Below are 26,825 nucleotides of genomic sequence, written 5' to 3'. Positions count from 1 at the left end.
GCTGACTGAATACGCGGCTGCCCGCAGAGGGGCAAGACGGTTGCGGATCAAACTGCTGGATGATCAGGGATTAAAGGCCGCCAGACGGTCGAACAGCGTCCGGATGCCTGCCCGGTCCACATTTGCAAAGGCAATGCGGAACTGGCGGTCGCCGTCCGGGTCGCCTGCGGGCATGAACATCGAGCCCGGCAGCATCAGGATCGAGGCTTCAGACACCAGCCGCTTTGCGATCTCCTCGGATGGCGCGTCAAAGGGGTGTTCGACATAGGCAAAATAGGCGCCGCAGCCGAGCAGTTTCCAGCCTTTGGCTGCCAGTACCGGGAACCCTTCCTCAATCGCGGCGCGGCGGTCCAGGATTTCCTGGCGTTCGCCCGCCAGCCAATCCTGCAGGTTTTCAATTCCCCATAGGGCGCCGGCCTGCCCCAGCTGCGAGGGGCAGATTGTGACAGTATCCAGAAACTTCTCCATTTCGAACATCCGGTCCTCAGATGCCACAATGGCGCCGACCCGGTGGCCGGTCAGCCGGTAAGCCTTGGAAAAGGAGTAGAGGTGGATCAGGGTCCTGTCCCACTCCGGCATCTGAAACAGCCCGTGCGGCGCGCCATCACGGCTGTCGAAATCGCGGTAGGTCTCGTCTACGATGAGCGCCAGGCCGCGGTCGCGGGCGAGGCTGAAGAAGGCCTGCACCAGCCCGGCGGGGTATTCGACGCCGCAAGGGTTGTTGGGTGTCACCAGAACGATGGCGCGGGTGCGCTCCGTGATCAGGGATTCTGCAAGCGCGAGATCCGGCAGCATGCCATCGCCGACGTGCAGCGGAACAGCCGTGACACCGGCCATGTCCAGCCACATTTTGTGATTGAAGTACCAGGGGACCGGGATGATCACCTCATCGCCTTCAGCGCAAAGTGCGGCGATGGCGGCGGCAAAGGCCTGGTTGCAGCCGGAAGTGATGGCGACCTGCCCAGCCCGCACGCCGGCTTGGTAATGCGTGGAGATCTGCCTCGCGAGCGCCTGGCGCAGCGGCTCATTTCCCAGCACCGGGCCATAGAGGTGGGCTGAAACGTCGGTCAGCGCAGCGTCGGCCAGCGCCTGGCGCAGCCTCTGGGGCGGGGCTTCGGCCGGGGCAGCTTGGCTCACGTTCAGCAGAGGGCGTTCCGGGGGAAACGCGGCCCCGGCCACCCAGCGGCGCGATTCGACGATAGGCGAGACAAAAGTGGCTTGGGTGCGGGGCAGGGGCATGAGCGGCTCCGGGCTGCGGCTTGTTTTCCGGCGCGTCCGATTGCGCCCGGCATATGTCTGGCACGGTGCCGGTCGCGGCTCAAGCAGGAAGGCCCAAAAGAAAAGGCGCGCTGTAACGCGCGCCTCTGAAACCTTGAAACAGAGTCGGGTCAGTCTTTGCCGCGGTAGGGCTCCACGTACTGCAACGCCATGTCCCAGGGAAAGAAGATCCAGGTGTCCTGGCTTACTTCGGTGATGAAGGTGTCCACCATCGGGCGCCCCTTGGGCTTGGCATAGACAGTGGCAAAATGCGCCTTGGGGTACATCTCGCGGACCAGTTCCAGGGTTTTGCCGCTGTCGACCAGGTCGTCGATGATCAGCACGCCCTCGCCGTCGCCCATCAGATCAGCGTCCGGGGCTTTCAGCACCTCTGCTTCGCCTTGGGCTTGGTGGTGGTAGGACCGCACCGAAATCGTATCGACGGTACGGATGTCCAGTTCGCGGCTGACGATCATGGCCGGCGCCATGCCGCCGCGGGTAATCGCCACTACAGCCCGCCAAGCGCCATTATCGGGGCCTCGCCCGTCCAGGCGCCAGGCCAGCGCGCGCGAGTCGCGATGGATCTGGTCCCAGCTGATGTGAAAGCCTTTTTCGTGCGGCAGACGGTCGGTCATGTTTCTTGCTCCCCGCGAAATCGCGTCAGCTTGCCGGATCCGGGGCTGCAGCCCGGGCCCGGTATCAGATTTTACTTCGAAATATCCGGTGCATCCACCGCCTTCATGCCCACTACATGATAGCCTGCATCCACATGCAGGTTCTCGCCGGTCACGCCGGAGCTGAGATCGGACAGCAGGTAAAGTGCGGAATTGCCGACGTCGCCGATGGTCACATTGCGTCGCAGCGGCGAGTTGTACTCGTTCCACTTCATGATGTAGCGGAAGTCGCCAATGCCGGAGGCGGCCAGGGTCTTAATCGGGCCAGCCGAGATCGCGTTGACGCGGATGCCGTCCTTGCCCAGATCCTCGGCCAGGTATTTGACCGAAGCCTCGAGCGCGGCCTTGGCCACACCCATGACATTGTAATGAGGCATCACCTGTTCGGCACCGTAGTAGGTGAGGGTCAGCAGCGAGCCGCCTTCGGTCATCAGCTTCTCGGCGCGTTTTGCAACCGCAGTGAAGGAAAAGACCGAGATGTCCATGGTCATCTGGAAATTGCTGCGGCTGGTGTCGACATAGCGGCCGCGCAGCTCGTTCTTGTCGGAAAAACCGATGGCGTGAACCACAAAGTCCAGCTTGCCCCACTTGGCTTCCAGCTCGGCGAACAGGCCGTCGATCGAGGCTTCGTCCGAAACATCGCAGGGCAGGACGATATCGCTGCCCAGCTGCTCGGCCAGCGGTCCGACCCGCTTTTTCAGTGCTTCACCCTGATAGGAAAAGGCAAGCTCGGCGCCGGCATCGGCGCAAGCCTTGGCAATCCCCCAAGCAATGGATTTGTCGTTGGCCAGGCCCATGATGAGGCCGCGCTTACCGGCCATCAGTTGACTAGACATGCAGGTTCTCCGCCTGTGATCTCTTGAATTAGACGGTGTTTAGTATGCCGCGCGGGCCGCTTCAAGGGTGCACGCCCTTGCCGCCGGGCAGGAAGCTGCATAGGTTGCAGCGAAACCCCACGATGAGGTGCACAATGTCCGACCGTTCCGGAATTTTTGCAGGCGACGATCCGTTTGCAATCGCCCGCGCCTGGCTGGCGGAGGCGGAGCAGTCAGAACCCAATGATCCCAACGCCATTGCACTGGCCACGGTGGACGAAAGCGGACTGCCCAATTCCCGGATGGTGCTGCTCAAGGAAATCGAAGACGGTGCCTTTGTGTTTTACACGAACTACGAAAGTGCAAAGGCGCAGGAGTTGGATCAAGCAGGCAAGGCCGCCTTTGTGATGCACTGGAAATCTCTGCGCCGCCAGATCCGGGTGCGCGGAACAATCAGCCGCGAGGACGGGCCGCAGGCTGACGAATACTACAGGTCCCGTTCGCTCAAAAGCCGCCTTGGCGCCTGGGCTTCGAAACAATCGCAGCCCCTGGACAGCCGCGGCACGCTGATGGCTGAGGTAGCCAAGGTGACGGCTTTGAAGGGGCCGAACCCGGAGAGGCCGCCATTCTGGGGCGGCTACAGGCTGGCGCCTGTGGAGATCGAATTTTGGGCTGATGGCGCATTCCGGCTGCATGACCGGTTTCGCTGGCGTCGCAAAGAGGGCACCGCAGAATGGGAAATTCTGCGGCTAAACCCGTGATGGAAATAGTTAACGTTTACCTAGGGTCAATAGCAGTTTCATGACAATTTCAAGACTTTTTAGCTTGAAATCCAAGGTCAGAATCGCGCATCAGAGCTTCATCAAAAATAATAAAACGTGGTGGGAAAAGTAAGTGGCAGAAGATCTCAGCAGCTTGCATCAGATTCAGGGGCTGGTGAAGTGGTTCGACCCGGCCAAAGGTTACGGGTTTGTCGTATCTGACGAGGGCGGTCCGGACATTCTTCTCCACGTTAATGTGCTGCGCAATTTCGGCCAAAGCTCTGTCGCGGACGGGGCAAGGATCGAAATTGTAACGCATCAGACCGGCCGCGGTGTTCAGGCGGTTGAGGTTCTTTCTATCATGCCGCCGGAACGCGACGACACTCCGGTGCTGAGCGATTTCGCTGAACTGGACATGGACAGTCTTCAAAGCGAACCGCTGGAGCCGGCGCGGGTCAAATGGTTCGACAAGGGCAAGGGCTTCGGCTTTGCCAATGTCTTTGGCCGCGGCGAGGATGTTTTCCTGCATGTCGAGGTTCTGCGCCAGTCCGGGCTTGCCGATCTGCAGCCGGGCGAAGCGCTGGCGATGCGGGTGATCGACGGCAAGCGCGGCCGCATGGCGGTGGAGGTTCTGGCGTGGGAAGCCGCGCTTCAGCCCGGCGCGTCGGACTGACACCATGAGACGGCGCCTGGTTCAGCTGAGCTTGTGCGCCGCCCTGACTCTTGTTGCTGCCCCGGCGCTGGCAGCGGACTGCGCGCCGGGGCGGGTCGATTTACGCGGCGCCTGGGGACAGGCAGCCTTTGACGTCGAGATCGCCGACAGCGAGGCCGAACGGGCAAAGGGGCTGATGTTCCGGGAAGATCTGCCGCGCGGGACAGGGATGCTGTTTGTTTATGAACAGCCGCAACCGGCCGCTTTCTGGATGAAGAACACGCTGATCCCCCTGGACATCATCTTTCTGGATGAACGGGGACAGGTGACGTCTGTTCACGAAAACGCAGTGCCCGGCGATCTGACACCGATCCCCGGCGGCGACCAGGTGTTTGCGGTCCTTGAAATTAACGGCGGGCTCGCCCGCAGTTATGGCATCTCAGCCGGCAGCCAGATGCGGCACGAAATTTTTTCCGGTAGCGGCGCACTTTGGCCCTGTTAGGGGTTTTCAAATCAATCCGCCGGAGATAGGAAGGCGCACGGTCCGGGGCGTGGCGCAGTCTGGTAGCGCACCTGTTTTGGGTACAGGGGGTCGTGAGTTCGAATCTCGCCGCCCCGACCACTCCACATCATAAACCTCAGCGAATCTTTCGCGGCAGCGCGGCCTGCAGGGAATCGTTTCGCGCACATGGAGAGTCGTTAGGCGATAGCGCAACCTAGGGCGTTAATACTTCCTTAATCCCTTGTTGAGGCTTCCTTAATCAATTGGCGCGAAGGCGCATCAGATTGTTAATTGCGGGTCGGGTGCCGTAAGGGGAAGGCCATTAAGTCACGGTAAGGTCACCGTTAACTCACTTAGGCGGCTGCAGTCTCCTGTACTGGCCGAAGAATCCTGTGGCGGGCGTTCTTCCGGTGCCGGCGTCATCAGCAGCCAAGGAGGCAAGTCACTCGCCTGACAATAGAAATTCGAGGTCACTGCCTAGTGTACTGAATGAGTTGAAACAGTGACCGCCTGTGGATGAATCAAATCGTACTGGCGGACCCTGCAAAGCGTAGAAAGCGTCAACAGCAAAGATCCTTTCTAAGACGTAAATTTAACGTTGACCCCTTGTGTCAGAATACGCCAAATTGTGTTCACCGGTTGCGGTGGCACTAGATCTGGTGGGTTTTGGAGCCGCAGCAACAACGCTGAAAACAGCACACAGTCCTGGGAAGAACGGCCGGCGAGGGCCTCGGGTACGCCAAATGCGGCGTGCACAGGAATGTTCGTGTGTTCTGCAGCCGGGGCAGATTGGTGCGGGGGCACCGCGACACATGAACGATGAGTGCTTGAGAAGGGGCAAAGCATGAAGATCGAACGGAAATTCACCAAACCCGGACAGGATGCCTACGCCGATCTGGCCTTTGTCTCGGCCACTTCGGAAATCCGCAACCCGGACGGGACCATCGTTTTCCGTCTCGACAATATCGAAATTCCCGCGTCCTGGAGCCAGGTTGCCAGCGACGTCATCGCCCAGAAGTATTTCCGCAAGGCCGGCGTGCCGTCCCGCCTGAAGAAGGTCCGCGAAAAGGGCGTGCCGGAGTTCCTGTGGCGCTCTGTGCCCGACGATGGCGCCGTCCTCGGCGGCGAGACCTCCTCCAAGCAGGTGTTTGACCGTCTGGCAGGCGCTTGGGCCTATTGGGGCTGGAAGGGCGGTTATTTCTCCTCCGAGGAGGACGCGCGCGCCTATTACGACGAGATGCGCTATATGCTGGCGACCCAGCGTTCGGCGCCGAACTCGCCCCAGTGGTTCAACACCGGCCTGCACTGGGCCTATGGCATCGACGGTCCGGCGCAGGGCCATCATTATGTCGATTATAAGACCGGCAAGCTGACCAAATCGGACAGCGCCTATGAGCACCCGCAGCCGCACGCCTGCTTTATCCAGTCGGTGTCCGATGACCTGGTCAAGGACGGCGGCATCATGGACTTGTGGGTGCGCGAGGCGCGCCTGTTCAAGTATGGCTCCGGCACCGGCACCAATTTCTCCCATCTGCGCGCCGAGGGCGAGCCGCTGTCCGGCGGCGGCAAATCCTCCGGCCTGATGGGGTTCCTTAAAATCGGCGACCGCGCGGCGGGCGCCATCAAATCAGGCGGCACAACCCGTCGGGCAGCAAAAATGGTGATCGTCGACGCGGATCACCCGGATATCGAACAGTTCATTGAATGGAAGGTTCTGGAAGAGCAGAAGGTCGCGTCGATCGTTGCCGGCTCCAAGATGCACGAGAAGATGCTAAACGGCATTTTCGAAGCGATCCGCAGCTGGGACGGGGCCGAAGCGGATGCCTATGACCCGGCGGTCAACGGCGGGCTGAAGTCGGCGATCCGCGAAGCCAAAAAGGTGGCGATCCCGGAAACCTACATCAAGCGCGTGCTGGACTACGCCAAGCAGGGCCACACCTCGATCGAGTTTCCGACCTATGACACCGATTGGGACTCGGAGGCCTACAGCTCTGTCTCCGGGCAGAACTCCAACAACTCGATCCGGGTGACCAACGCCTTCCTGCACGCAGTCGAAAAGAACGCGGACTGGGAGCTGGTCAACCGCACCGACGGCAACGTTGCCAAAGTGGTCAAGGCCCGAGACTTGTGGGAAAAAGTCGGCCACGCGGCCTGGGCCTGCGCCGATCCGGGCATCCAGTTCCACGACACTGTGAACGAGTGGCACACCTGCCCGGAAGACGGTGAGATCCGCGGCTCAAACCCTTGTTCGGAATACATGTTCCTGGACGACACCGCCTGCAACCTGGCGTCGCTGAACCTGCTGAGCTTCCTGAAGGACGGGCTGTTCCAGGCGGATGATTTCATGCATTCCTGCCGCCTGTGGACGCTGACGCTGGAAATCTCGGTGATGATGGCGCAGTTCCCGTCCAAGGAAATCGCACAGCGTTCCTATGACTTCCGCACCCTGGGCCTGGGCTATGCCAATATCGGCGGTCTCTTGATGAACATGGGCTACGGCTATGACTCGGACGAGGGCAGGGCGCTGTGCGGCGCGCTGACCGCGCTGATGACCGGTGTCGCCTATGCCACTTCGGCCGAGATCGCCTCGGAGCTGGGGGCCTTCCCGGGCTATGCGAAAAACGCAGACCACATGCTGCGAGTGATCCGCAACCACCGAAATGCTGCAAAGGGTAACGCAGACGGCTATGAATCGCTGTCCGTGAAACCGGTGCCGCTGGACATCGCCAGCTGCCCGGATGCGCTGCTGACCGATCTGGCGGCCAGCGCCTGGGATGAGGCGCTGGAGCTCGGCGAAAAGCACGGCTACCGTAACGCGCAGACCACGGTGATTGCGCCCACCGGCACCATCGGGCTGGTAATGGATTGCGACACCACGGGGATCGAGCCGGACTTTGCGCTGGTGAAGTTCAAGAAGCTGGCTGGCGGCGGCTACTTCAAAATCATTAACCGCTCGGTGCCGTCGGCGCTGGAGGGGCTGGGCTACAGCTCTGCCCAGATCGAGGAGATCGTGTCCTATGCGGTGGGCCACGGCTCCATCGGCAATGCGCCGGGCATCAACCACACCTCGCTGGCCGGTCACGGCTTTGGTCCAAATGAGCTGGCCAAGGTGGACGCGGCGCTGGAATCGGCCTTTGACATCCGGTTCGTGTTCAACCAGTGGACCCTGGGCGAGGATTTCTGCACCGGCGTGCTGGGCATTCCGGCGCCCAAGCTGAACGATCCGACCTTTGATCTGCTGCGCCACCTGGGCTTCACCAAGGCGGACATCGACGCAGCCAACGACCACGTCTGCGGCACCATGACCCTGGAGGGCGCGCCGCACCTGAAGGAAGAGCATTATTCGATCTTTGACTGCGCCAACCCGTGCGGCAAAAAAGGCAAGCGTTTCCTGAGTGTTGACAGCCATATCTACATGATGGCGGCAGCCCAGAGCTTTATCTCCGGTGCGATCTCCAAGACCATCAACATGCCGAACTCGGCCACCATCGAGGACTGCCAGAAAGCCTATGAGCTGAGCTGGAGCCTGGGTGTGAAAGCCAACGCGCTGTACCGCGACGGCTCCAAGCTGAGCCAGCCGCTGGCGGCCGCGCTGGTGGAGGATGACGACGACGCGGCGGAGGTGCTGGAGAGCGGCTCGACCCAGGAAAAGGCCGCGGTTCTGGCGGAGAAGATCGTCGAGAAAGTGGTCATCAAGGAGGTGCTGAAATCGCACCGCACCAAGATGCCGCAGCGGCGCAAGGGTTACACCCAAAAGGCGGTTGTCGGCGGCCACAAGGTGTACCTGCGCACCGGCGAATATGAGGACGGCAACCTCGGTGAGATCTTCATCGACATGCATAAGGAAGGCGCAGGCTTCCGGGCGATGATGAACAATTTCGCCATCGCGGTGTCGGTCGGCCTGCAGTACGGCGTGCCGCTGGAGGAATTTGTCGACGCCTTCACCTTCACCAAGTTCGAACCCGCAGGCATGGTTCAGGGCAACGACTCGATCAAGAATGCGACCTCAATCCTCGACTACGTGTTCCGCGAACTTGCAGTCAGCTATCTGGACCGCACTGACCTGGCGCATGTGAAACCCGAGGGCGCAACTTTCGACGACCTGGGCCGCGGCGAGGAAGAAGGCGTGTCGAACGTCTCCGAGCTGAGCGAAAGCGCGGCAACACGGTCGCTGGAAGTGCTGAAGCAAATCTCCTCGACCGGCTATCTGCGCAAGCGTCTGCCGCAGGAGCTGGTTGTGCTGCAAGGCGGCCAGACAGATGCGGGGATCCTGGGAACCGGCACCGATCCGGTTGCAGCGTTGCAGTCGCTGGTACCGGAAACCACTGAGGCACCGGCGCAAAACACTGGCGGAATGGACGCCCGCACCAAGGCAAAAATGCAAGGATACGAGGGCGAAGCCTGCGGCGAATGCGGCAACTACACGCTGGTGCGCAACGGCACCTGCATGAAATGCAACACCTGCGGGGGCACCTCCGGCTGCAGCTGAGGACCTCTGCCTGCGGCGCCGGCATACCCCCGACGGCGCCGCAAACAAGTAAACTGGAGCAGGACGAACCTGCTTTGCACGAGATCCGGAATGGGTGCGCCTGTTCTGAACACCGGGATGGCCCAGGTAAGAAAATACTTTCGGGCAGTCAATGAAGGAGCCTGACCGGTGATAACTGGCTTCCTCTGTCGCAGAGGAAGCCATTTTCTTTGGTTATTTTGGGCTGCTTGGGTGGGTAATCGGGCAGTCTTATAATCAGAATTATGTTATATAATAGCTGCTTCAGACGGCATTGCACCCACACGGCCATCCGAATATTTTAGATTAGCAATCAGGACCTTAAAGGCCGAAGTAAACCTTCTTGCGCGACGCTGGCGACCAGTTGCCCGTCCTCCGTATAGATAGCACCACGGTTAAAACCTCGGCCACTGCCGGTGAATGGCGCATCCATTGTGTACAGATGCCAGTTCTCGAAATGCACCGGCGCGTGGAACCACATGGCATGATCCAGGCTGGCAGTCATGGCGGCGGGTTTGTGGAACGTCAGCCCATGCGGCCTCATCGATGAACCTAGCAAACCGAAATCCGATGCATAGGCCATAAGGATATGCTGCAGTTCCGGCCCGGCGCCCTTGGCTGCTTCCATTCTGATCCACATATGATTGACGTCACTGGTTTCCTCGGGCGCCAGAGGATCGCGCGGCTCAACCTCGCGGATCTCAAACGGCCGCGGTCGTGTGAACTCGCCTCGCTTGGCCGGATCCACCCGGAAGGCATTGCGCAGCAGGATTTCATGGCGCGGCTCCAGGCCTTCAGGCCCTGCAACCGGCGGCATCGGATGCTGATGCTGCCAGCCGTCTTCCTGGGCATGGAACGATGCTGCCAGGTTCAGGATCTGCTTGCCGTTCTGCATGGCGACAACCCGGCGCGTTGTGAAGCTGCCGCCGTCGCGGGCTGGATCAACCTCGTAAATGACGGGCCTGGACGGATCGCCCGGACGGATGAAATATGCATGAAGAGAATGGCATAAGCGCCCGGAAACAGAAGCATAAGCCGCGGCCAATGCCTGTGCGATAACCTGACCGCCGTAAATGCGCGTCGGCGTTTCACCGCCGGAGCCTGAGCCGCGGTAAAGGTTGGTGTCCAATAGCTCCAGATCCAGCAGATCGAGCAGCACCTTTGCGGTATCTGTCATTTGCAGCGCTTTCTATAGTCGGGTCATCTCAGGCTGCTCATCATAGCCGGAAACGCGGCGCTTGGAAGTCATGCCGTGATTGCGCTTTGCACCAACGCTTTGAGTTCCGGCCGCGACGGGTAAGAGCTGGACGGCGCCAGTTGGGTCAGAAACACCACCGACAGATCCAGCTGCCGGTCGATCCAGAAAAACGTCGAGGCTATGCCGCCCCAGCTGAAATCACCAACCGAACCGGGGCAGCGGGCCCGGGCCGGATTTAGCACTACGGCACCGCCAAGGCCAAAGCCCATGCCTTCCATCGGCTGCTCCGCAAAGCTTTGCGGTCCCATTGATGCGATCTCACCCGGCAAATGGTTTTGCATCATGAAATCAGCGGCTTGCGGGCTGACAATAAAGCCGTCGCCGCATCTTCCCCGGAGCCGGAGCATTTCTGCAAATCTCATGTAGTCGTCAAGCGTTCCGACCAGACCGCCGCCGCCGGAGTGCATCGTTGCCGTCTGAAACGGCGACTTTTCCCAGCTGTCCGTCAGCCGCAAGCTTTCGGTTCCAGTCTCCGCTGAGTTCAGCGTCATGGCGTCACCGGCCAGCGGTGTGTAGAGAGAGGCGAACCGGTTCCCTGCCCCGGCTGGCACCTGGAAGCCGGTCTCGCACATGCCGAGCGGTTCAAATATCTCCTCTGAAAAGAACTGGCCCAGGGTTTTTCCGGAGACCACTTCGACAATACGCCCCAGCACATCGGTTGCCACCGAGTATTCCCACCGGGTCCCTGGCTGAAACGCCAACGGCAGTTCCGCTAGGCGAGACACCATCGAGGCCAGGCTGCCTTGGTCCGGCTTGAACATAAGATCCGCGCGCTCCATTGCCTCTGGAAGAAGCCCGGGATTGAAGGAATAGCTGAGCCCGCTGGTATGGGTCAGCAGCTGATGCAGCGTAGGCACCGGGCAGCGTTCCGTCTGGCTGATGCTGCCAGCACCTAGTGTCAACGCCTGCATGTCACTGAATTCGGGCAGAAAATCACTAATGGGCGCATCCAGATGGAACAATCCCCGTTCCAGCAGGATCATCAGCGCCACCGACGTCACCGGTTTGGTCATCGAATAGAGCCGCACCAGGGTGTCGCGGGTGAACGGCAGCTCGTCCTCAACGTTCCGCAGGCCGGTTGAATGACTGAAAACCTCGTGGCCGCCGCTCTTGATCAGAAGAGCGCTTCCAGGATATTTCCGTTCATCCACATAGCGTTGCTGCCAGGACTTGATCCGTTCGAACCGGTCAGTTTGCATCACCGCTCTCCAGTATTGAGCCATTGTCCGACCGGTTGGAAACACAAGGCGTGCAGCCTTGACCGCCCGGCCGGGTGAAAGTCGCGCAAGGCGTCATGTGTTGGCAAGAGGTGAAATGCTTTTTCACATTGCCAGCAAACCGCGCAATCAGGAGCGTGATGCGCACAATTAATTCCCGCAGCGTTTTTTCATATTCGCATCCTTTTGTGTATTCGCATTTCGCGGAAAATTGTCTTAGTAGTTCAAGGAGAAGGACAGCAAGGAATTTCATCTGATGAAGAGTATTCTGGTATTGAACGGCCCGAATTTGAACCTGCTCGGCACCCGGCAGCCGGACGTTTACGGGTCCGTCACTTTGCCAATGGTCGAACAGGGTTGTCAGGCACACGGCAAGACGCTTGGGTTTGATGTAGCCTGCCTGCAGTCCAACCATGAGGGCGCGCTGATCGACGCCATTCATGCCGCCAAAGGCGTGCACCAAGGGATTGTTTTGAATGCCGGGGCCTATACGCACACGTCCATTGCGTTGATGGACGCGCTGATTTCCGTGGAAATTCCGGCAGTTGAAGTCCACCTTTCAAACATTCACGCACGTGAGCCATTCCGGCACACGTCCTATATCGCCAAGGCAGCGTTGGGTCAGATCTGCGGCTTCGGTGCCAAAGGTTATCTCTTGGCGCTCGATGCCTTGGCCGAACATCTGAACGCGGCTGGGCCGGCATGACGTTCAAGGACTACCTGAACTTCGTTTGCGGGGCTCAGAGCCTGGAGGTGCTGTGGCACCAGCATGTGAGGCAGATGGCCTCGTTCGGTTTTGACCGGCTGATTTACGGACACACGCGGTTCAAGACGGAGACCTCTCTGGGAGATCCCGAGGACTTTGTCATCTTGTCCAATCACCAAAACGAGTATCTGAACGGCTTTCTGCACAAGGGGCTGTATTTGTCGGCACCTATGCTTCGCTGGGCGCTGGACAATGAGGGCGCCGGCAGCTGGCGCATTGTCCAGGACATGGCAGCAACCGGGACGTTGACGCCGGAGGCCAGAAAGGTGCACGAGTTTAACCAGAGGCTCGACATGACAGCCGGGTACACGATCAGCTTCCATTCGGCCTCGAACCGCTACAAGGGCGCAATCTCACTTGCGGCTAAGCCCGGCATGACCCAGGATGAGGTTGACGCGGTATGGGCGGACTGCGGTGAGGACATTGTCCTGATGAACAACGTCGCGCATCTGAAGATCCTTACCCTGCCCTATGCCGCACCAAACCGCAGCCTGACCAAACGGCAACGGGAAGTCTTGCAATGGGTGGGCGACGGTAAGACCACACAAGATATTGCGCTTTTAATGGGATTAACACCCGCTACGATTGAAAAACATCTACGTCTTGCGCGCGCATCTTTGTCGGTTGAGACGACTGCACAGGCCGTTTTGAAGGCCGCCTTGCACAATCAGATGTACGTTGTCGACGCATAATTGCACGTCTGGGCTGTTTGTGGCGGCTGAAGCAGCTTTATGAAATTATTCGCCTTTTTCTGGATAGCTCTGACCCTGTAGCACGGGCCGGAGAAATACCTGATGCGCTAAAGCGCTAGACGCCAATTAGCATCAAAAAGTAAGGAATTCTGTACTACCGTTAAAGGGTAATTCACTGCATGTTGCACATGTTCCGTGAGTGGTGGCTTTGGCCAAGGAACTTTGGGTATCGACCCTTGCGATTACAAGGCTCTCCTACCTGGTCGGGTATAGGCGCGTATTGGTCCGCGTCTATCCCGGATATCAGAGGGGCTCCATCCATCCCCATCAGTGGGGCCCCTCACCTGCAGCACAGCTTGTTTTCGACGTAACCTGGCAATCCGGCCGCAATCCGGCGCCAGTCCTGGATCTTCCGCAGCCTGAGCTATACGCGATAAAAAGAAACCGGCGGATGGAAGCCACCCGCCGGTCAAAACAATAAAAGGTGTCAGCAGTGCTGATCAGCCCTGAGCGGCTTTGGCCACTTCTGCTGCGAAGTCTTCTTTTTCGACTTCGATGCCTTCCCCGACTTCCACACGGACGAAGCCGGTGATGGTGGCGCCAGCTTCCTTGGCCGCGGCTTCCACGGTCAGGTCCGGGTTCACCACGAACTGCTGGTTCAGCAGGGTCGATTCAGCCACGAATTTCTTCATGCGGCCTTCGATCATCTTCTCGATCACCTGCTCCGGCTTGCCGGACTCGCGGGCGATGTCCATCTGGACCTGCTTTTCCTTCTCGACAACGGACGCATCCAGGTCGGCTTCGGACAGAGCGGCCGGATTCACGGCGGCAATGTGCATTGCAACCTGCTTGCCGATCGCTTCGTCGCCGCCGTTCATGGCAACCAGAACGCCGATCTTGCCCATGCCGGCGGTGGCCGCGTTGTGCACGTAGGACACAACGGTTTCGCCTTCCAGCTTCTCCATGCGGCGCAGCGACATGTTCTCGCCGATGGTGGCGATCTTGTCGGTCAGGGTTGCTTCGACGGACTTGCCGCCCAGGTCGGCTGCTTTCAGCGCTTCGACGTCGTCTGCGGACAGAGCGGCCTTGGCGATGCCTGCGACCATTTCCTGGAATTCGCCGTTCTTGGCAACGAAGTCGGTTTCGGAGTTCACTTCAACCGCAACGCCTTTGCCGCCTTCGACGACCACGGCCACCAGGCCTTCAGCAGCGGTACGGCCGGATTTCTTGGCGGCTTTCGCCAGGCCTTTGGTGCGCAGCCAGTCAACGGCGGCTTCCATGTTGCCGTCGTTTTCGACCAGTGCTTTCTTCGCATCCATCATGCCTGCGCCGGTGGATTCGCGCAGTTCTTTCACCATTGCTGCAGTGATTGCCATCTTAGGCTCTCCTCAATTCAAAAACGGATTTGGGGCAGGTGATACCCTGCCCCGCATGTCAGTTCCGTGACAGGACGGATCAGGCTTCGGCGGCTGCTTCTTCAGCAACGGCTTCTTCTGCCGGTGCTTCTTCCAGCGCGCCCAGGTCAACGCCTGCTGCGCCCAGCTGAGCCGACATGCCGTCCAGAGCCGCACGGGCCACCAGATCGCAGTACAGCGAGATGGCGCGCGATGCGTCGTCGTTGCCCGGGATGATGAAGTCCACGCCGTCGGGGGAGCAGTTGGTGTCGACAACAGCCACAACCGGGATCCCCAGTTTCTTGGCTTCGGCGATTGCCAGTGCTTCTTTTTTCACGTCGATGACGAACAGCAGGTCCGGCACGCCGCCCATTTCGCGGATGCCGCCCAGGGAGGCCTGCAGCTTCTCCTGGTCGCGTTCCATGCCCAGACGCTCTTTCTTGGTCAGGCCTTCGGCGCCGGAGGACATCTTCTCGTCGATTTCCTTCAGGCGGTTGATCGACTGGGAAACGGTTTTCCAGTTGGTCAGGGTGCCGCCCAGCCAGCGGTGGTTCATGTAGTACTGAGCGGATTTCTCAGCGGCTTCGGCGATCGGGCCGGCTGCCTGGCGCTTGGTGCCGACGAACAGGACGCGGCCGCCTTTGGCGACGGTGTCACGGACAACCTGCAGCGCCTGGTCCAGCATCGGAACAGTCTGGGTGAGGTCCATGATGTGGATGCCGTTGCGCGAGCCGTAGATGAACGGCGACATGCGCGGGTTCCAGCGCTGAGTCTGGTGGCCGAAGTGAACGCCAGCTTCCAGCAGCTGACGCATGGTGAACTCGGGAAGAGCCATGCTATTCTTTCCTTTCCGGTTTCTATCCTCGGCGGGGGTTCAGAGCAGATGCTCCAACCGGGGGTCCGTCAGGGATGTCTCCCCTGATCAGGCCAAACCCCGCCTGCGGGTTCGTATGCGCGCCTATAGAGCAGTTATTGTCAGCTGACAAGAGTTGTACCGCAAAAAATCGGCACCATGCCCCCCTGATTTCAGGCATTCAAGGCGTCTTGATGGCCGCTGCGCACCAATTCCTCAGCCTGGGCAGCCAGCGCCTTGCGGTCGGGGAAGTCCGCCACTTTCAGCGGCGGATGATAGATCAGCTCTACTGCTCCCTGGCGCGGGGCGGCCAGAACTTTGAGAAGGTGAGGGCCGAAGTCCATATCCCCCCACCAGCCATAAAACCGGGCGGGCGCTCCTTTGGGCGCATGATACACCACGGAAACCGGCTGAACGTGCAGGCCTTCGCGCAGGTGGTCTGTGAAGAATGCAGCAAAGAGTGTTGTTTTGAAACGCAGAACACGCAACCCGTCGGTTGACGTGCCTTCCGGGAAAAACAGCAGCTTGTGCCCGGCGCGCAGGCGCAGCTCAAACTGGTCTGCCTGCTCCCTGGCTTTCTTGGGATTGCGCTCGATGAACACGGTGCCGGTCGCGCGCGCCAGCCAGCCGATGCCAGGCCATTTGGCGACTTCGGCCTTGGACACGAAATAGATCCGCTTGCGTGCGTTCAAGGCAAAAATGTCCAGCCAGGAGGAATGGTTGGCGACGACCGGGCCGCGCTCGCGCATCAGGGTGCCGCGGGTTTTGTAGCGGATCCCCATGAGGCGGAACGCATTGCGGCAGACAAACTGGGTGATGAACGGCGTGACCGGCCGCTGGAGACCGAATAGCGGCCGTTCTGCCAGCCGCACGGCCAGCAGCAGCAGGAGGCCGCCAAACACCAGCAGCGCCAGCGGCACACCGCGCAGCAGCACCAGGCACCAGCCCAAGGCGGTGATGCGGACCGGATCCGGAGCCTCCTCGCTTTGCCAGCTGACGCTCATTCCCTTCCCCGCCCCCCAGCATAAATCTTGCGCTGCCGTTCGTTCATCCGCGCGGTGTCCAGGATCAGGCAGACATCGGTAGTGTTGAACGCATGGTCGATAAATGCGCCCTCGCCGACAAAGCCGCCCAGCCTCAGGTAGGCCTTGATCAGCGCGGGCGTGTCCAGCATCGCGCGTTTGCGGTCCAGGTCAGCTTTGGGAACCAAGTTCATAGGCTGAAAGGATTTCGCCCGCACGCGCAACTCGGGTGGCGCCAGGTGGTTGTGGTGCAGCATCGCCAGCGGATTGGCCAGCTGCTGCGGATCGGTTCCGTGAAAGCTCGCCACACCGAACAGCACCTCGATCCCGTGCGCCTCGACATACTCCGCCAACCCGGACCAGAGGTGGAACATCGCCATCCCGCCGCGGTAATCAGGATGCAGGCAGGACCTCCCAAGTTCCAGCAGCCTGCGGCCGGAGGCTTTCAAAACACTCAGATCGTATTCATCCTCGGAATAGAACTGCCCGGCCTTGGCCGCCTGATCGTCCCGCAGCAAACGGTAGACGCCGACAACCATGTCCGTGGAGGTATCGGTCACCAGCATGTGGTCAAAGAAGGGGTCGAACCGGTCCTGCTCTAGTCCCGCCTCGTGATCCACCAACGCACCACCGCCGCCCAGTTCGCGGACGAACACTTCATACCGCAAAGCCTGCGCGGCGCGCAGCTCTTCCTCCGTGCCGGCGATTTTCACGGAAAACTCCGGGGCGCGGTCTTGCATACGGCTTCCTTGCATGTTTCGGCTTGAGCGCAGCCTGCCCTTGGGGCAAAGAGTGCGCGGCATTTAAGGCTAATTCGAGGGGGTTCGTTAACCCTTCATAAACCGTTATGGCTCAAAGACGGGGATAAGGGAGATGCGCGCTCCGTCAATCACGAGCTTTCCTTGGTCGGGAAAATTCACGGTGATCTTGCCGCCCGCGTTCGACTGAACCTGACCGACGCCCCATTCGGGGTGATCCGGGTGCCGGACGAACATTCCGGGAGCTAAAATTGCGTTGAGGTCATTCATTTGCGGGTGGCCCAGTTCGGAGGAAGTAGAAGTTATGGGTGTAGATAACGCCAATCTGGCGGCATTGGTAGGGTCCCGGATCTGCCATGATCTGATCAGCCCGGTCGGCGCCATCAACAACGGTCTGGAGCTGCTTGGCATGGCAGGCAGCATGTCGGGCCCGGAATTGGAGCTGATCTCCGACAGCGTCGCCAACGCAAATGCCCGCATCCGGTTTTTCCGGATTGCCTTTGGCGCGGCGGGGGATCAGCAAATGGCGCGGGCCGAGATCGTTTCGGTTCTGGAGGACATCAGCAAGGGCGGCCGCATCAAGTATCAATGGTCGCCGCTGGAAGGCTGCACCCGCAGCGAGGCGCGTCTGGCGCTGCTGTCCGCGCTGTGCCTGGAATCGGCGCTGCCCTATGGCGGCACGGTCAAGATCTTCTGTGCTGACGGCAAATGGACGGTTATGGGCGAAGGCCGCAAGGTCACCGTCGATGATGAGCTGTGGGCGCGGGTCAGCGGCGGCAATTCTAACGCTGAAATCACCCCTGCACTGGTCCAGTTCGCATTGCTGCCCGAAGCCGCCAAAGAGGCCGGCCGCACCGTGCGGCTGGAGCTGAACCTGGAAAAGATCACGTTACAGTTCTGAACTGCGCGGATACTCACAAAGAAACGCCGGGCAATTTGCCCGGCGTTTTGCATTTCTGAGGGTCAGGCGCGAGTGGTGCCGTTGCCGCGCACCAGGTACTTGAAGCTGGTGAGCTGGGTGGCACCCACGGGCCCGCGGGCATGCATCTTGCCGGTGGCAATGCCGATCTCAGCCCCCATCCCGAATTCGCCGCCATCGGCGAATTGAGTCGAGGCATTGTGCATCAGGATGGCGCTGTCGAGTTCGGCAAAGAATTTCTGAACCGCGGCCTCGTCCTCGGTGAGGATGCAATCGGTATGCTGCGAGTGATAGGTGCGAATGTGCTGGATCGCTTCGTCAATGTCCGCGACCTGTTTCGCCGCGATGATCGAATCCAGGTATTCCTTGCCCCAATCCTCTTCGCTGGCCGCAGCCATGCCGCCCGGGCCCGGCAGGCCTGCCTCGGCGCGGATCTCCACGCCAGCGCCGGACAGCGCCTCCAGCACGGCCCTGCCGAGAGTGTCCGCAATATCCTGATGGATCAGCAGGCACTCGGCTGCGCCGCAGATGCCGGTGCGCCGGGTCTTGGCGTTCAGCACCACGTCCAGCGCTTTTTGCGGATCGGCCGCTTTGTCGAGGTAGATATGCACGATGCCTTCAAGATGGGCAAAGACCGGCACCCGCGCCTCGCGCTGGACCAGCCCGACCAGACCTTTGCCGCCGCGGGGAACAATAACGTCGACATACTGCGTCATGGTCAGCAGCTCCTGCACCGCCGCACGGTCGCGGGTCGGTACCAGCTGGACTGCGTCTTCGGGCAAACCTGCGGACGTCAGGCCTTCGGCCAGGCATGCATGAATGGCTTGCGAGGAATGGAAGCTTTCCGAACCGCCGCGCAGGATCACCGCATTGCCCGATTTCAAGCAAAGAGCACCGGCATCGGCGGTGACGTTGGGGCGGCTTTCGTAGATCACGCCGATCACGCCCAACGGGGTGCGGACGCGCTGGATTTTCAGACCAGTGGGTTGTTCCCACTCTTCCATCACTTCGCCGACCGGATCGCGCTGGTCCGCCACCGCGCGCAAGCCGGAGACGATGCCCTGAACGCGGGCTTCGTCCAGCATCAGCCGATCCATCATCGCGTCCGACAGACCCTTGCCGCGGCCGAACTCAAGATCCTTGGCATTAGCGGCGATGATCTCCACCCGCCGGCGCCAGACCGCGTCTGCGGCGGCGATCAATGCCGAGGTTTTGCGCTCAGCGCTGGCTGTGGCCAGGATCTGCGCTGCTTGCTTTGCACGCTTGCCAAGCTCCGCCATCACGGCGGGAATATTCTCATTGTCTTTCATTTGTCTCGCGCCCTTGCCGGTCCCTGTCTGGCATTTAATTGCTTGCCGGCTGGAATAAACTATCAGGTGGTCTGATCAAAGCGCCATATCATCGCGGTGGATCAGGGCTGCGCGGGCGGGATAACCCAGCGTGGCCTCGATATCATGCGAGCGGCGCCCCTGGATGGCGCGGGCTTCATCGGCGGTATAGCGCGACAGACCCTGCCCCAGCTTGCGCCCGTCTGGGCCAAGGATGGCCAGCGGATCGCCGCGGCCAAAGTCACCCTCCACATGACGGACGCCTGCAGGCAGCAGGCTTTTGCCGGACATCAGCGCACGTGCGGCGCCTTCGTCGATCGTCAGGACGCCGCGTGTTTTCATCGCCGCGATCCAATGCTTGCGCGCGGCTTGCGGATCACCCTGCCCTGCAAACCAGGTGCAGGGCGCACCTTCCTCAAGCGTTTTCAAAGGGTTCAATGGAGAACCTTCAGTGATCGCCATGGCACAGCCTGCGGCGGTTGCCATCTTGGCGGCCAGCAGTTTGGTGATCATGCCGCCTTTGGACAGGCCGGAGACGCCATCGCCGGCCATCGCCTCAATCTCGGGCGTGATCGCCTCAATCCGGTCGAAGCGCTTAGCGTCCGGGTCGAGCGCGGGATTGGCGCTGTAGAAGCCATCGACATCGGACAACAGGATCAGGCAGTCGGCGCCGACCGTCACCGCGACTTGCGCCGCCAGACGGTCGTTGTCGCCATAGCGGATTTCATCGGTGGCGATAGTGTCATTCTCGTTGACGATCGGCACGGCGCCCATCGCCAGAAGCGTCTCGAGAGTCGCGCGGGAGTTCAGGTAGCGGCGACGGTTTTCGCTGTCCTCCAGCGTCACCAGCACCTGCGCAGTGGTGATCCGGTGCGGCGCCAGCGCCTCTTCATAGGCGCGGGCCAGGCGGATCTGGCCGACAGCGGCAGCTGCTTGGGATTTTTCCAGCGGCAGATCTGCGCGGGGCAGCCCCAGCACGCCGCGGCCCAGGGCGATGGAGCCCGATGAGACCAGCACCACATCGGTTCCGCGTGACTTCAGCCAGGCGACGTCATTAGCCAGCGAGTGCAGCCAGCCGGCCCGCAGCTCGCCGGTGTCCCGATCGACCAGCAGCGCCGAGCCGATCTTGACGACGATCCGTTTTGTCGAAGTCAGGGCTGCCAAGGCTTTTCCTCCTCGGCGGGTTTCATCCGGACGCGGTCATCGTCGATTTCAGCACGCACAGCGCGCAGCACCTCGTTCAGCCCTTCGCGGCTGACGCCAGACATCATCATCACCGGCCCGCCAACCGCAGTTTCCAACGCGGCACGCTTCTCGTCGCGCTCCTCCGGATCCAAGGCATCGACCTTGTTCAGCGCGGTGATGCGGGGTTTGGTGGCAAGCTCGCCGCCATAGGCTTCAAGCTCGCTGATTATGGTCTCATAATCCTCGACCACGGTCTCCGAAGTGCCGTCCACCAGATGCAGCAGCACGGCGCAGCGTTCGACGTGGCCCAGGAAGCGGTCGCCGATGCCGCGGCCCTCATGCGCGCCTTCGATCAGGCCGGGAATGTCGGCCACAACAAATTCGGTGTTGTCGATCCCCACCACACCCAGGTTCGGGTGCAGGGTGGTAAAGGGGTAGTCGGCGATCTTGGGGCGCGCGTTGGAGGTTGCCGCCAGGAATGTGGACTTGCCCGCGTTCGGCAAACCCAGAAGACCAGCGTCGGCAATCAGCTTGAGCCGCAACCAGATGGTGCGGTCGACGCCCTCCTGTCCAGGATTGGCGCGCCGCGGTGCCTGGTTGGTGGCGGATTTGAAATGCAGGTTGCCAAAGCCGCCGTTGCCGCCCTTGGCCAGCAGCACCCGCTGGCCGGGTTCGGTCAGGTCGGCCAGTACGGTTTCCTGATCCTCGTCCAGGATTTCGGTCCCGACCGGAACCCGGAGAACGATATCGTCACCGTCCTTGCCGGTGCGCTGGCGGCCCATGCCGGACTGGCCGTTTTTGGCAAAGAAATGCTGCTGATAGCGGAAGTCGATCAAGGTATTCAGCCCCTCGGTCACCTCGGCCCAGACCGAGCCGCCCTTGCCGCCGTCGCCGCCGTCGGGGCCGCCGAATTCGATGTACTTTTCACGCCGGAAGCTGACGCAGCCGTTCCCGCCGGCGCCCGAACGGATATAGACCTTTGCCAGATCGAGGAATTTCATGACAGCTCCTTAATGCGGCAGGATCTAGCGGCCTGCCCGCGCAGTACAAGTGTCCCGCCAAGGCGCGGGGCTTTGGCGGGAACGTTTCGTTTGCCTTACCGCAAAGCGCGCGCCGCGCCAATCACAGTTTTCGGCTATAGGTCCAGGTTGGAACGGTGGTGCCGCGCGCGACAGCAAAGCTCTCGGCGTCGCCCAGATAGTCAAAACCGCAATGGATCAGCACCCGCGCAGAGGCCGGGTTGTCCTGGAACACGCAGGCAAACATCGCCGCGTTATTTTGCGGGTTTGCATCCACCAGTGCCTTGAGCGCCGCAGAGGCAAGCCCGGTATTCCAAAACGGCGGTGCGGTCCAGTAAGACACCTCTGACTGGTTGCGGTCCATCCGTTTCAGGCCGATCACACCCTTCAACTCGGCATCGCCATCGGCAGTGCCGTCAATCACCCAGACATCCTCGTCGCGTTCATCCGCCATGGCGCGCGCCACGAACGCCTCTGCCGCGCCGGGCGGCAGCGGGTGCGGAATGGAGCGGGTCATGCGGGCAACACGCTCGTCGCTGACATAGTGCTCAATCAGCCCGGCATCAGATTTCCGCAACGGCCGCAGAATGAAACGTTCAGTTTCAATGACCTGCTGGCACACGATTTGATCCAAATTCATGGATGTGCTCCTCCTCTGCCGTGTTTTTCCGGGCGGACAAAGCCCTGATTATTGTGACGGCCAAATTCAGATGTGCACGCCCTGCCCTGACGGCAAGGCACGCGCTGTTCAAATTGCGCAAAACTTCCCGTAGGCCGGGCGTGAACACCCGGGAGCCGCGGCGCTGCGCTTGGGGGCTTGGCCTGTACTGGGAAAATCATCATTCACTCGCATACTCAAAACAGAAAGGGGGACCGGCCTTGTAGCCGATCCCCCTAAAGATTTCTTTACCCTTCGGGTCGGCTTACTCAGCGGCCTCCGCCACTGGGAGAACCGATACAAAGGTGCGGCCTTTCAGGCCTTTGCGGAAGCTTACAGCACCGTCAGCAGTGGCGAACAGAGTGTGATCCTTGCCAATGCCCACGCCTTCGCCCGGCCAAAACTTGGTGCCGCGCTGACGCACGATGATGTTGCCTGCGATGGCCGCCTGGCCACCGTAGAGTTTCACGCCAAGGCGGCGACCGGCAGAGTCGCGGCCGTTACGGGAGGAACCGCCAGCTTTTTTATGTGCCATTCTCTCTCTCCTTAGCCTTTGGCCAGCTCTTTGGCCTGCTCAACCCACTCGGGCTTCACTTTGATTGCTTCGATACCAGCAATGTCGTCTTCGGACAAGGCTGCGATCTGGGCAAAGCTGGTGAGGCCTGCTTCTGCCAGTTTCTTGGCAGCTGCGGGGCCGACGCCGGTCAGCTGGGTCAGGTCGTCCGATGCAGCAGCGTCAGCAGCAGGAGCGGCTTTGGCAGCAGCTTTCGGAGCGGATTTGGTTGCACCCGATGCCAGGATCTCAGTGATCCGGACCAGGGTCAGTTTCTGACGGTGGCCTTTGGTGCGCTTGGAGGAGTGCTTCCGGCGGCGCTTCACAAAGTTGATCAGCTTTTCGCCTTTGATCTGGTCGATCACTTCTGCCTTCACGGCAGCGCCTTCCACCAGCGGAGCGCCCACAACGGGTGCGTCGCCGCCAAGCATCAGAACTTCGTCGAACTGGATGGTGTCGCCAGCATCTGCAGCAAGTTTTTCAACGCGGAGCACGTCGCCCGCCTGAACCTTGTACTGCTTGCCGCCAGTCTTGAGGACCGCAAACATGTGCGTCTTTCCTTTTCTTACCGCGTCCTACGGCCCCCTCACGGGCGTTCCGGCTGATGCCGCCTCGAACAGCGCGCCCCTGTGCAGGGCGGATTACAAGTGAATCCCGGCGCGCGGATTCCGGGCCGGGATGCGGGCTTATGGTTCGGAATGCCGGGGCTGTCAACCGTTTTCCACAGGTTGTATCAGCGGCTTGCCGGGTCAGATATCCTGCCCCGGTGTCAGCTCAGCCATGCGGTGCGCCAGTTCCTCAAAGCGGTTGGCGGTGATTTCATACTGCACCGCATTCAACAGCTCGTAAACCCGCTGCATCGGCGCCTCCTCCAGCGCCTCGACGTAAGCCTCGACCTCCGCGTCGGTGAATTCCTGATAGGTATAGGCAGAGGCCGCTAGGCTGGAGGCCTGCAGGCTGAGGCGCAAGTCGCTCTCCTGCTCCTTCATCAGCGCCCGCAAGCCATCGGCGTCCAGCTCCAGTTCAATCACGCCGGCCGCAGCGGCCGCCATCAGAAAGCGGAACTGGATCTGCTGAAGCGCCCGCACGCCGGTGCCGGCCGAATCAATGGCCGATCCCATCCGCTGGTACATGGCGACGCGCTCGCTGCCCTCCTTGACCAGACCGGAGATGATCCGGTTGCCGGCCAGCTGCTTTACCTCGTCATCCTCCACCATATGTGAGGCGTTCTCCGCCCGCACCAGCCGCTTGCCTAGATCGCTGGCGTAAAAGGCCGCAGCGTGATCCAGCGCCTCGTCATCCAGTGTGTTTTCCAAGATTTCCACGGCCTGTCCGCGCATTTCCCGGGTGTCAAACACGTCCTCGGACAATTTGGTCCACTGGCTGCCGAAGGCTCCTGTGTCGACACCCAGCATTTCCGGCGCGCTGGAGGCGGACAGTGCGATGCTGTCGAGCGCCACATCAAATCCGGTCACTTCCAGAAACGCCTCAACCCGCTCCCGGTCGGCTGCCAGCGCCGGCAGCGGAACGGCGGCAATGGCGAAACACAGCACGGCAAGAAAACGCATAAGCACGGCGGGGGTCGGAGCGATCATCTGCATAGGGCAAATCTAGGCAAAAACCGTTGGCTGGCAACGGATTTCCGGCTTTTTTTGTCAAAGGCGCATTTCGCCCCTTGCGCCGGTCCGGAATCAACATTAAACCGCGCCTCACCCCCCGCGGAGAGGTGCCGGAGTGGTCGAACGGGGCGGTCTCGAAAACCGTTGTGGGTGCAAGCCCACCCAGGGTTCGAATCCCTGTCTCTCCGCCACTTTCCCTTACAGACCGCTTCCCACAAATGCCGCACGGCCTACGTCAGACTGACGAGCCGCCTATTGGGATAGCCGTTTGGGATCCTTTCCAGTTACTTGAACGGTACGAAGTCATTCCCGGAAAGAAACCCGCGCAAACTCCTGATTTGAAACGAAAAAGGCCGGACACTACTGCCCGGCCCCTTGCATTTCAGTTTGCGCCGATCAGGCGCGGCGGCGGCGTCCGCCGGCGCGGCCGCCACGGCCGCGGCCTTCTTCGCCTTCGGCTGCCGGCGGCTTGTTGAACTTGATCCACTCACCACCATGCGGGTCGTTGTTGGTCAGGAAGTTGGCAGCGCGGATCGCTTCCATCTCCTTGCCAGCGCGCGGCTTGGTCGAGCCCAGGCCGAACATGGTGACGAATGCCTCATCGTCCATGCCTTCCGGCAGGATGATGCCCGCGGCTTCGACCGCAGCTTTCTTCTCGGCAATCGCCTTCTGGGTCACCGGCAGCGCCACCGGGTTCATGATCGCAGAGGTCATGCCCGCGCCCATTGCCATCGGCAGGAAGGCGTTGTTGATGCCGTGGCGGTTCGGCAGGCCGAAGGAGATGTTGGACGCACCGCAGGTGGTGTTCACGCCCAGCTCTTCACGCAGGCGGCGGACCAGTGCGAACACCTGCAGGCCAGCGGTTGCCATAGCGCCAACCGGCATCACCAGCGGGTCAACCACGATGTCATGCGCCGGAATGCCGAAATCGGCTGCGCGCTCAACGATCTTCTTGGCAACGGCAAAACGCACATCGGGGTCTTCCGAAATGCCGGTGTCGTCGTTGGAAATCGCCACGACCGGCACGTTGTACTTTTTGACCAGCGGCAGGATCTGCTCCAGGCGCTCTTCTTCGCCGGTGACAGAGTTCAGCAGCGGGCGTCCTTCGCAAACTTCCAGGCCGGCTTCCAGAGCGCCGGGAACCGAAGAGTCGATGCACAGCGGCACATCGACCAGCCCCTGCACCAGCTCGACGATTTTCTTCATCAGCGGCGGTTCGGTCTCGTTCGGGTTCGGGTTGGAGTTGTAGACCACGCCCGCATTGATATCGAGAACAGTTGCACCGGCCAGAACCTGTGCCACGGCGTCCTTCTCGACAGTGGAGAAATCGCCGGCTTCCAGCTCGGCCGCCAGCTTCTTGCGGCCGGTCGGGTTGATGCGCTCACCGATCACGCAGAACGGCTCATCAAAGCCCAGGACCGCGGTTTTTGTTTTTGATTCTACGACTGTACGGGTCATGGTTGATCCTTAGGAGTTGACCGGCTTCGCCGAGGCGCCGCCGTTGTTGATGGCCCAGGTGGCATTGGTCTTGATGCCGCCCAGCGGGAAGAAGTGGACGTTAGTGATGTTGAAGTCCGGGTTTTCCGCCTTGTAAGCGGCCAGTTCGGCAACGACATCGGTCGGCTCGTAGGGCAGCAGCAGCTTGGACACGTCCATCGCGCGTTTCTGCAGCACCTTCAGCGACGGGCCAACGCCGCAAGCGATGGCGAATTTGATCAGCGTCTGCAGCTTGGCCGGACCGGCGATGCCGATGTGGATCGGCAGATCGACGCCTGCGGCCTTGAGACCGTTTGCCCATTCGATGATCGGCTTGGCCTCGAAAGCGAATTGTGTGGCCAGCGCCATCTTGGCATCGGTGCGCTCGGAGAATTTCTGTTTCCACTGAAGCGCATCGGAGACGTTCTTGGTAGAACCGTCCGGGTCGATATCCTTGTTGCCTTCCGGGTGGCCGGCAACGTGCAGGTTGGTGAAGCCCGCCTTGTCGAACAGGCCTGTCTCCAGCAGCTGCATGGAGCTGTGGAAGTCGCCGTGCGGCTTGGCTACGCCGCCTGCCAGCATCAGCGCCTGCTTGACGTCTGCCTCGCCCTGGTAGCGGGCGATCCAGTCGGCCAGAGTGGCCTCATCCTTGATGATCCGCGCCGGGAAGTGCGGCATCACCGGGTAACCTTCGGCATTCAGACGCTTCGCAGTGGCGACCATGTCCTCGATCGGGGTGCCTTCGATATGCGCGATGTAGACGCGGGTGCCGGCCGGCAGCAGGTCGCGGAAATCGGCGACCTTTTCAGCCGTGCGCGGCATGACTTCGATCGAGTAGTCCTGCAGGAAGGCCTCGACCTGCGGGTTGACGGTCTGGGCGGCGCCCGTGTCACGTTTTTTAAAGTTCAGCAAAGCCATCACGGCCTCCCAAGAGTGGTCT

The 26,825-nt window shown here is 60.8% G+C and carries 26 protein-coding genes and 2 tRNA genes; 9 read left to right on the top strand and 19 right to left on the bottom strand.

Annotation, left to right across the window (positions count from 1 at the left end):
* Window positions 1-63 precede the first annotated feature (63 nt).
* The 3 genes from AC4HIX_RS00730 to fabI all read right to left on the bottom strand — a co-directional run bounded on the left by AC4HIX_RS00730 (window position 64) and on the right by fabI (window position 2,767).
* Complete coding sequence (locus AC4HIX_RS00730; RefSeq protein WP_490397472.1) at window positions 64-1,239, bottom strand: aminotransferase; 1,176 nt, start codon at window positions 1,237-1,239, stop codon at window positions 64-66.
* 149 nt (window positions 1,240-1,388) lie between these two features.
* On the bottom strand, window positions 1,389-1,892 hold the full coding sequence (gene gpt / locus AC4HIX_RS00725; protein WP_490397471.1) for a xanthine phosphoribosyltransferase: 504 nt from the start codon (window positions 1,890-1,892) through the stop codon (window positions 1,389-1,391).
* Window positions 1,893-1,963: 71 nt separating this feature from the next.
* Window positions 1,964-2,767 carry an enoyl-ACP reductase FabI gene (gene fabI / locus AC4HIX_RS00720; protein ID WP_421055384.1) on the bottom strand — a complete coding sequence of 268 codons (804 nt, stop codon included), beginning with the start codon at window positions 2,765-2,767 and terminating at the stop codon, window positions 1,964-1,966.
* 134 nt (window positions 2,768-2,901) lie between these two features.
* On the opposite strand from fabI, the gene pdxH reads away from it, so the two are divergent.
* The 5 genes from pdxH to AC4HIX_RS00695 all read left to right on the top strand — a co-directional run bounded on the left by pdxH (window position 2,902) and on the right by AC4HIX_RS00695 (window position 9,150).
* Complete coding sequence (gene pdxH / locus AC4HIX_RS00715; RefSeq protein WP_475051979.1) at window positions 2,902-3,507, top strand: pyridoxamine 5'-phosphate oxidase; 606 nt, start codon at window positions 2,902-2,904, stop codon at window positions 3,505-3,507.
* Window positions 3,508-3,640: 133 nt separating this feature from the next.
* Window positions 3,641-4,180 carry a cold-shock protein gene (locus AC4HIX_RS00710; protein ID WP_475051980.1) on the top strand — a complete coding sequence of 180 codons (540 nt, stop codon included), beginning with the start codon at window positions 3,641-3,643 and terminating at the stop codon, window positions 4,178-4,180.
* A 4-nt stretch (window positions 4,181-4,184) separates the two neighbouring features.
* Window positions 4,185-4,661 carry a DUF192 domain-containing protein gene (locus AC4HIX_RS00705; protein ID WP_490397470.1) on the top strand — a complete coding sequence of 159 codons (477 nt, stop codon included), beginning with the start codon at window positions 4,185-4,187 and terminating at the stop codon, window positions 4,659-4,661.
* A gap of 43 nt (window positions 4,662-4,704) precedes the next feature.
* A tRNA-Pro gene (locus AC4HIX_RS00700) sits at window positions 4,705-4,781 on the top strand.
* Between the two features lie 724 nt (window positions 4,782-5,505).
* Entirely contained in the window at window positions 5,506-9,150 is a 3,645-nt protein-coding gene (locus AC4HIX_RS00695; RefSeq protein ID WP_490397469.1) for a vitamin B12-dependent ribonucleotide reductase, read from the top strand.
* 331 nt (window positions 9,151-9,481) lie between these two features.
* Here the strand turns inward: AC4HIX_RS00695 and AC4HIX_RS00690 are convergent, their stop codons facing one another.
* Window positions 9,482-10,345 (bottom strand): acyl-CoA thioesterase, encoded by an 864-nt coding sequence (locus AC4HIX_RS00690; protein ID WP_490397468.1) that lies wholly within the window; start codon window positions 10,343-10,345, stop codon window positions 9,482-9,484.
* Window positions 10,346-10,413: 68 nt separating this feature from the next.
* Entirely contained in the window at window positions 10,414-11,625 is a 1,212-nt protein-coding gene (locus AC4HIX_RS00685; RefSeq protein ID WP_490397467.1) for a serine hydrolase domain-containing protein, read from the bottom strand.
* 274 nt (window positions 11,626-11,899) lie between these two features.
* Here AC4HIX_RS00685 and aroQ point away from each other — a divergent pair, with 274 nt between their 5' ends.
* Together aroQ and AC4HIX_RS00675 are read left to right on the top strand one after the other, a co-directional pair.
* A complete protein-coding gene (aroQ, locus tag AC4HIX_RS00680) occupies window positions 11,900-12,349 on the top strand; it encodes a type II 3-dehydroquinate dehydratase (protein ID WP_490397466.1) in 450 nt (149 codons plus the stop codon).
* Window positions 12,346-13,101, top strand: coding sequence for an autoinducer binding domain-containing protein (locus AC4HIX_RS00675; protein ID WP_490397465.1), 756 nt, complete (start codon window positions 12,346-12,348; stop codon window positions 13,099-13,101). Before aroQ ends, AC4HIX_RS00675 begins: the two co-directional genes overlap by 4 nt.
* A gap of 500 nt (window positions 13,102-13,601) precedes the next feature.
* Here the strand turns inward: AC4HIX_RS00675 and tsf are convergent, their stop codons facing one another.
* The 5 genes from tsf to AC4HIX_RS00650 form a co-directional block, all read right to left on the bottom strand.
* Window positions 13,602-14,477, bottom strand: coding sequence for a translation elongation factor Ts (gene tsf / locus AC4HIX_RS00670; protein ID WP_490397464.1), 876 nt, complete (start codon window positions 14,475-14,477; stop codon window positions 13,602-13,604).
* Between the two features lie 79 nt (window positions 14,478-14,556).
* Window positions 14,557-15,330, bottom strand: a complete 774-nt coding sequence (gene rpsB / locus AC4HIX_RS00665) for a 30S ribosomal protein S2 (protein ID WP_475052000.1) — start codon at window positions 15,328-15,330, stop codon at window positions 14,557-14,559.
* Window positions 15,331-15,521: 191 nt separating this feature from the next.
* Window positions 15,522-16,352: a lyso-ornithine lipid O-acyltransferase gene (gene olsA, locus AC4HIX_RS00660; protein ID WP_490397463.1), complete on the bottom strand. Its 831-nt coding sequence runs from the start codon at window positions 16,350-16,352 to the stop codon at window positions 15,522-15,524.
* Entirely contained in the window at window positions 16,349-17,110 is a 762-nt protein-coding gene (olsB, locus tag AC4HIX_RS00655; RefSeq protein ID WP_490397462.1) for an L-ornithine N(alpha)-acyltransferase, read from the bottom strand. The genes olsA and olsB overlap by 4 nt, the downstream gene beginning before the upstream one ends.
* Window positions 17,111-17,215: 105 nt before the next feature.
* Window positions 17,216-17,398 (bottom strand): DUF3553 domain-containing protein, encoded by a 183-nt coding sequence (locus tag AC4HIX_RS00650; RefSeq protein ID WP_475052007.1) that lies wholly within the window; start codon window positions 17,396-17,398, stop codon window positions 17,216-17,218.
* A gap of 34 nt (window positions 17,399-17,432) precedes the next feature.
* On the opposite strand from AC4HIX_RS00650, the gene AC4HIX_RS00645 reads away from it, so the two are divergent.
* Complete coding sequence (locus tag AC4HIX_RS00645; RefSeq protein ID WP_490397461.1) at window positions 17,433-18,029, top strand: histidine phosphotransferase family protein; 597 nt, start codon at window positions 17,433-17,435, stop codon at window positions 18,027-18,029.
* 62 nt (window positions 18,030-18,091) lie between these two features.
* Here the strand turns inward: AC4HIX_RS00645 and AC4HIX_RS00640 are convergent, their stop codons facing one another.
* The 7 genes from AC4HIX_RS00640 to AC4HIX_RS00610 form a co-directional block, all read right to left on the bottom strand.
* The gene (locus AC4HIX_RS00640) at window positions 18,092-19,357 is read right to left on the bottom strand and encodes a glutamate-5-semialdehyde dehydrogenase (RefSeq protein WP_490397460.1); all 1,266 of its coding nucleotides are present in this window, start codon (window positions 19,355-19,357) and stop codon (window positions 18,092-18,094) included.
* A gap of 75 nt (window positions 19,358-19,432) precedes the next feature.
* On the bottom strand, window positions 19,433-20,539 hold the full coding sequence (gene proB / locus AC4HIX_RS00635; protein ID WP_490397459.1) for a glutamate 5-kinase: 1,107 nt from the start codon (window positions 20,537-20,539) through the stop codon (window positions 19,433-19,435).
* Window positions 20,527-21,561 carry a GTPase ObgE gene (obgE, locus tag AC4HIX_RS00630; protein WP_490397458.1) on the bottom strand — a complete coding sequence of 345 codons (1,035 nt, stop codon included), beginning with the start codon at window positions 21,559-21,561 and terminating at the stop codon, window positions 20,527-20,529. The genes proB and obgE overlap by 13 nt, the downstream gene beginning before the upstream one ends.
* A gap of 121 nt (window positions 21,562-21,682) precedes the next feature.
* Complete coding sequence (locus tag AC4HIX_RS00625) at window positions 21,683-22,219, bottom strand: GNAT family N-acetyltransferase (RefSeq protein WP_490397457.1); 537 nt, start codon at window positions 22,217-22,219, stop codon at window positions 21,683-21,685.
* A 283-nt stretch (window positions 22,220-22,502) separates the two neighbouring features.
* Window positions 22,503-22,772, bottom strand: coding sequence for a 50S ribosomal protein L27 (gene rpmA / locus AC4HIX_RS00620; RefSeq protein WP_222475790.1), 270 nt, complete (start codon window positions 22,770-22,772; stop codon window positions 22,503-22,505).
* Between the two features lie 11 nt (window positions 22,773-22,783).
* Window positions 22,784-23,338: a 50S ribosomal protein L21 gene (gene rplU, locus AC4HIX_RS00615; RefSeq protein ID WP_475052022.1), complete on the bottom strand. Its 555-nt coding sequence runs from the start codon at window positions 23,336-23,338 to the stop codon at window positions 22,784-22,786.
* Between the two features lie 201 nt (window positions 23,339-23,539).
* The gene (locus AC4HIX_RS00610; protein ID WP_490397456.1) at window positions 23,540-24,391 is read right to left on the bottom strand and encodes a DUF2059 domain-containing protein; all 852 of its coding nucleotides are present in this window, start codon (window positions 24,389-24,391) and stop codon (window positions 23,540-23,542) included.
* Window positions 24,392-24,510: 119 nt separating this feature from the next.
* Here AC4HIX_RS00610 and AC4HIX_RS00605 point away from each other — a divergent pair.
* Window positions 24,511-24,600 (top strand) — tRNA-Ser (locus AC4HIX_RS00605).
* Window positions 24,601-24,805: 205 nt separating this feature from the next.
* On the opposite strand, the gene AC4HIX_RS00600 is transcribed toward AC4HIX_RS00605, so the two are convergent.
* Both AC4HIX_RS00600 and AC4HIX_RS00595 read right to left on the bottom strand, forming a co-directional pair.
* Window positions 24,806-25,867 (bottom strand): methyltetrahydrofolate cobalamin methyltransferase, encoded by a 1,062-nt coding sequence (locus AC4HIX_RS00600; protein WP_490397455.1) that lies wholly within the window; start codon window positions 25,865-25,867, stop codon window positions 24,806-24,808.
* Between the two features lie 9 nt (window positions 25,868-25,876).
* Complete coding sequence (locus AC4HIX_RS00595) at window positions 25,877-26,803, bottom strand: methylenetetrahydrofolate reductase (protein ID WP_490397454.1); 927 nt, start codon at window positions 26,801-26,803, stop codon at window positions 25,877-25,879.
* Between the last annotated feature and the right edge of the window lie 22 nt (window positions 26,804-26,825).

It is taken from the genome of Leisingera sp. (assembly GCF_982940295.1).
This window is presented reverse-complemented; position numbering and strand designations above follow the sequence as displayed.

Excerpts from the sequence above, each read along its gene's own strand:
- AC4HIX_RS00730 (WP_490397472.1), bottom strand. The coding sequence starts at position 1,239 with ATGCCCCTGCCCCGCACCCAAGCCACTTTTGTCTCGCCTATCGTCGAA.
- gpt (WP_490397471.1), bottom strand. The coding sequence starts at position 1,892 with ATGACCGACCGTCTGCCGCACGAAAAAGGCTTTCACATCAGCTGGGAC.
- fabI (WP_421055384.1), bottom strand. The coding sequence starts at position 2,767 with ATGTCTAGTCAACTGATGGCCGGTAAGCGCGGCCTCATCATGGGCCTG.
- pdxH (WP_475051979.1), top strand. The coding sequence starts at position 2,902 with ATGTCCGACCGTTCCGGAATTTTTGCAGGCGACGATCCGTTTGCAATC.
- AC4HIX_RS00705 (WP_490397470.1), top strand. The coding sequence starts at position 4,185 with ATGAGACGGCGCCTGGTTCAGCTGAGCTTGTGCGCCGCCCTGACTCTT.
- AC4HIX_RS00695 (WP_490397469.1), top strand. The coding sequence starts at position 5,506 with ATGAAGATCGAACGGAAATTCACCAAACCCGGACAGGATGCCTACGCC.
- AC4HIX_RS00690 (WP_490397468.1), bottom strand. The coding sequence starts at position 10,345 with ATGACAGATACCGCAAAGGTGCTGCTCGATCTGCTGGATCTGGAGCTA.
- AC4HIX_RS00685 (WP_490397467.1), bottom strand. The coding sequence starts at position 11,625 with ATGCAAACTGACCGGTTCGAACGGATCAAGTCCTGGCAGCAACGCTAT.
- aroQ (WP_490397466.1), top strand. The coding sequence starts at position 11,900 with ATGAAGAGTATTCTGGTATTGAACGGCCCGAATTTGAACCTGCTCGGC.
- AC4HIX_RS00675 (WP_490397465.1), top strand. The coding sequence starts at position 12,346 with ATGACGTTCAAGGACTACCTGAACTTCGTTTGCGGGGCTCAGAGCCTG.
- tsf (WP_490397464.1), bottom strand. The coding sequence starts at position 14,477 with ATGGCAATCACTGCAGCAATGGTGAAAGAACTGCGCGAATCCACCGGC.
- rpsB (WP_475052000.1), bottom strand. The coding sequence starts at position 15,330 with ATGGCTCTTCCCGAGTTCACCATGCGTCAGCTGCTGGAAGCTGGCGTT.
- olsA (WP_490397463.1), bottom strand. The coding sequence starts at position 16,352 with ATGAGCGTCAGCTGGCAAAGCGAGGAGGCTCCGGATCCGGTCCGCATC.
- olsB (WP_490397462.1), bottom strand. The coding sequence starts at position 17,110 with ATGCAAGACCGCGCCCCGGAGTTTTCCGTGAAAATCGCCGGCACGGAG.
- AC4HIX_RS00650 (WP_475052007.1), bottom strand. The coding sequence starts at position 17,398 with ATGAATGACCTCAACGCAATTTTAGCTCCCGGAATGTTCGTCCGGCAC.
- AC4HIX_RS00645 (WP_490397461.1), top strand. The coding sequence starts at position 17,433 with ATGGGTGTAGATAACGCCAATCTGGCGGCATTGGTAGGGTCCCGGATC.
- AC4HIX_RS00640 (WP_490397460.1), bottom strand. The coding sequence starts at position 19,357 with ATGAAAGACAATGAGAATATTCCCGCCGTGATGGCGGAGCTTGGCAAG.
- obgE (WP_490397458.1), bottom strand. The coding sequence starts at position 21,561 with ATGAAATTCCTCGATCTGGCAAAGGTCTATATCCGTTCGGGCGCCGGC.
- AC4HIX_RS00625 (WP_490397457.1), bottom strand. The coding sequence starts at position 22,219 with ATGAATTTGGATCAAATCGTGTGCCAGCAGGTCATTGAAACTGAACGT.
- rpmA (WP_222475790.1), bottom strand. The coding sequence starts at position 22,772 with ATGGCACATAAAAAAGCTGGCGGTTCCTCCCGTAACGGCCGCGACTCT.
- rplU (WP_475052022.1), bottom strand. The coding sequence starts at position 23,338 with ATGTTTGCGGTCCTCAAGACTGGCGGCAAGCAGTACAAGGTTCAGGCG.
- AC4HIX_RS00610 (WP_490397456.1), bottom strand. The coding sequence starts at position 24,391 with ATGCAGATGATCGCTCCGACCCCCGCCGTGCTTATGCGTTTTCTTGCC.
- AC4HIX_RS00600 (WP_490397455.1), bottom strand. The coding sequence starts at position 25,867 with ATGACCCGTACAGTCGTAGAATCAAAAACAAAAACCGCGGTCCTGGGC.
- AC4HIX_RS00595 (WP_490397454.1), bottom strand. The coding sequence starts at position 26,803 with ATGGCTTTGCTGAACTTTAAAAAACGTGACACGGGCGCCGCCCAGACC.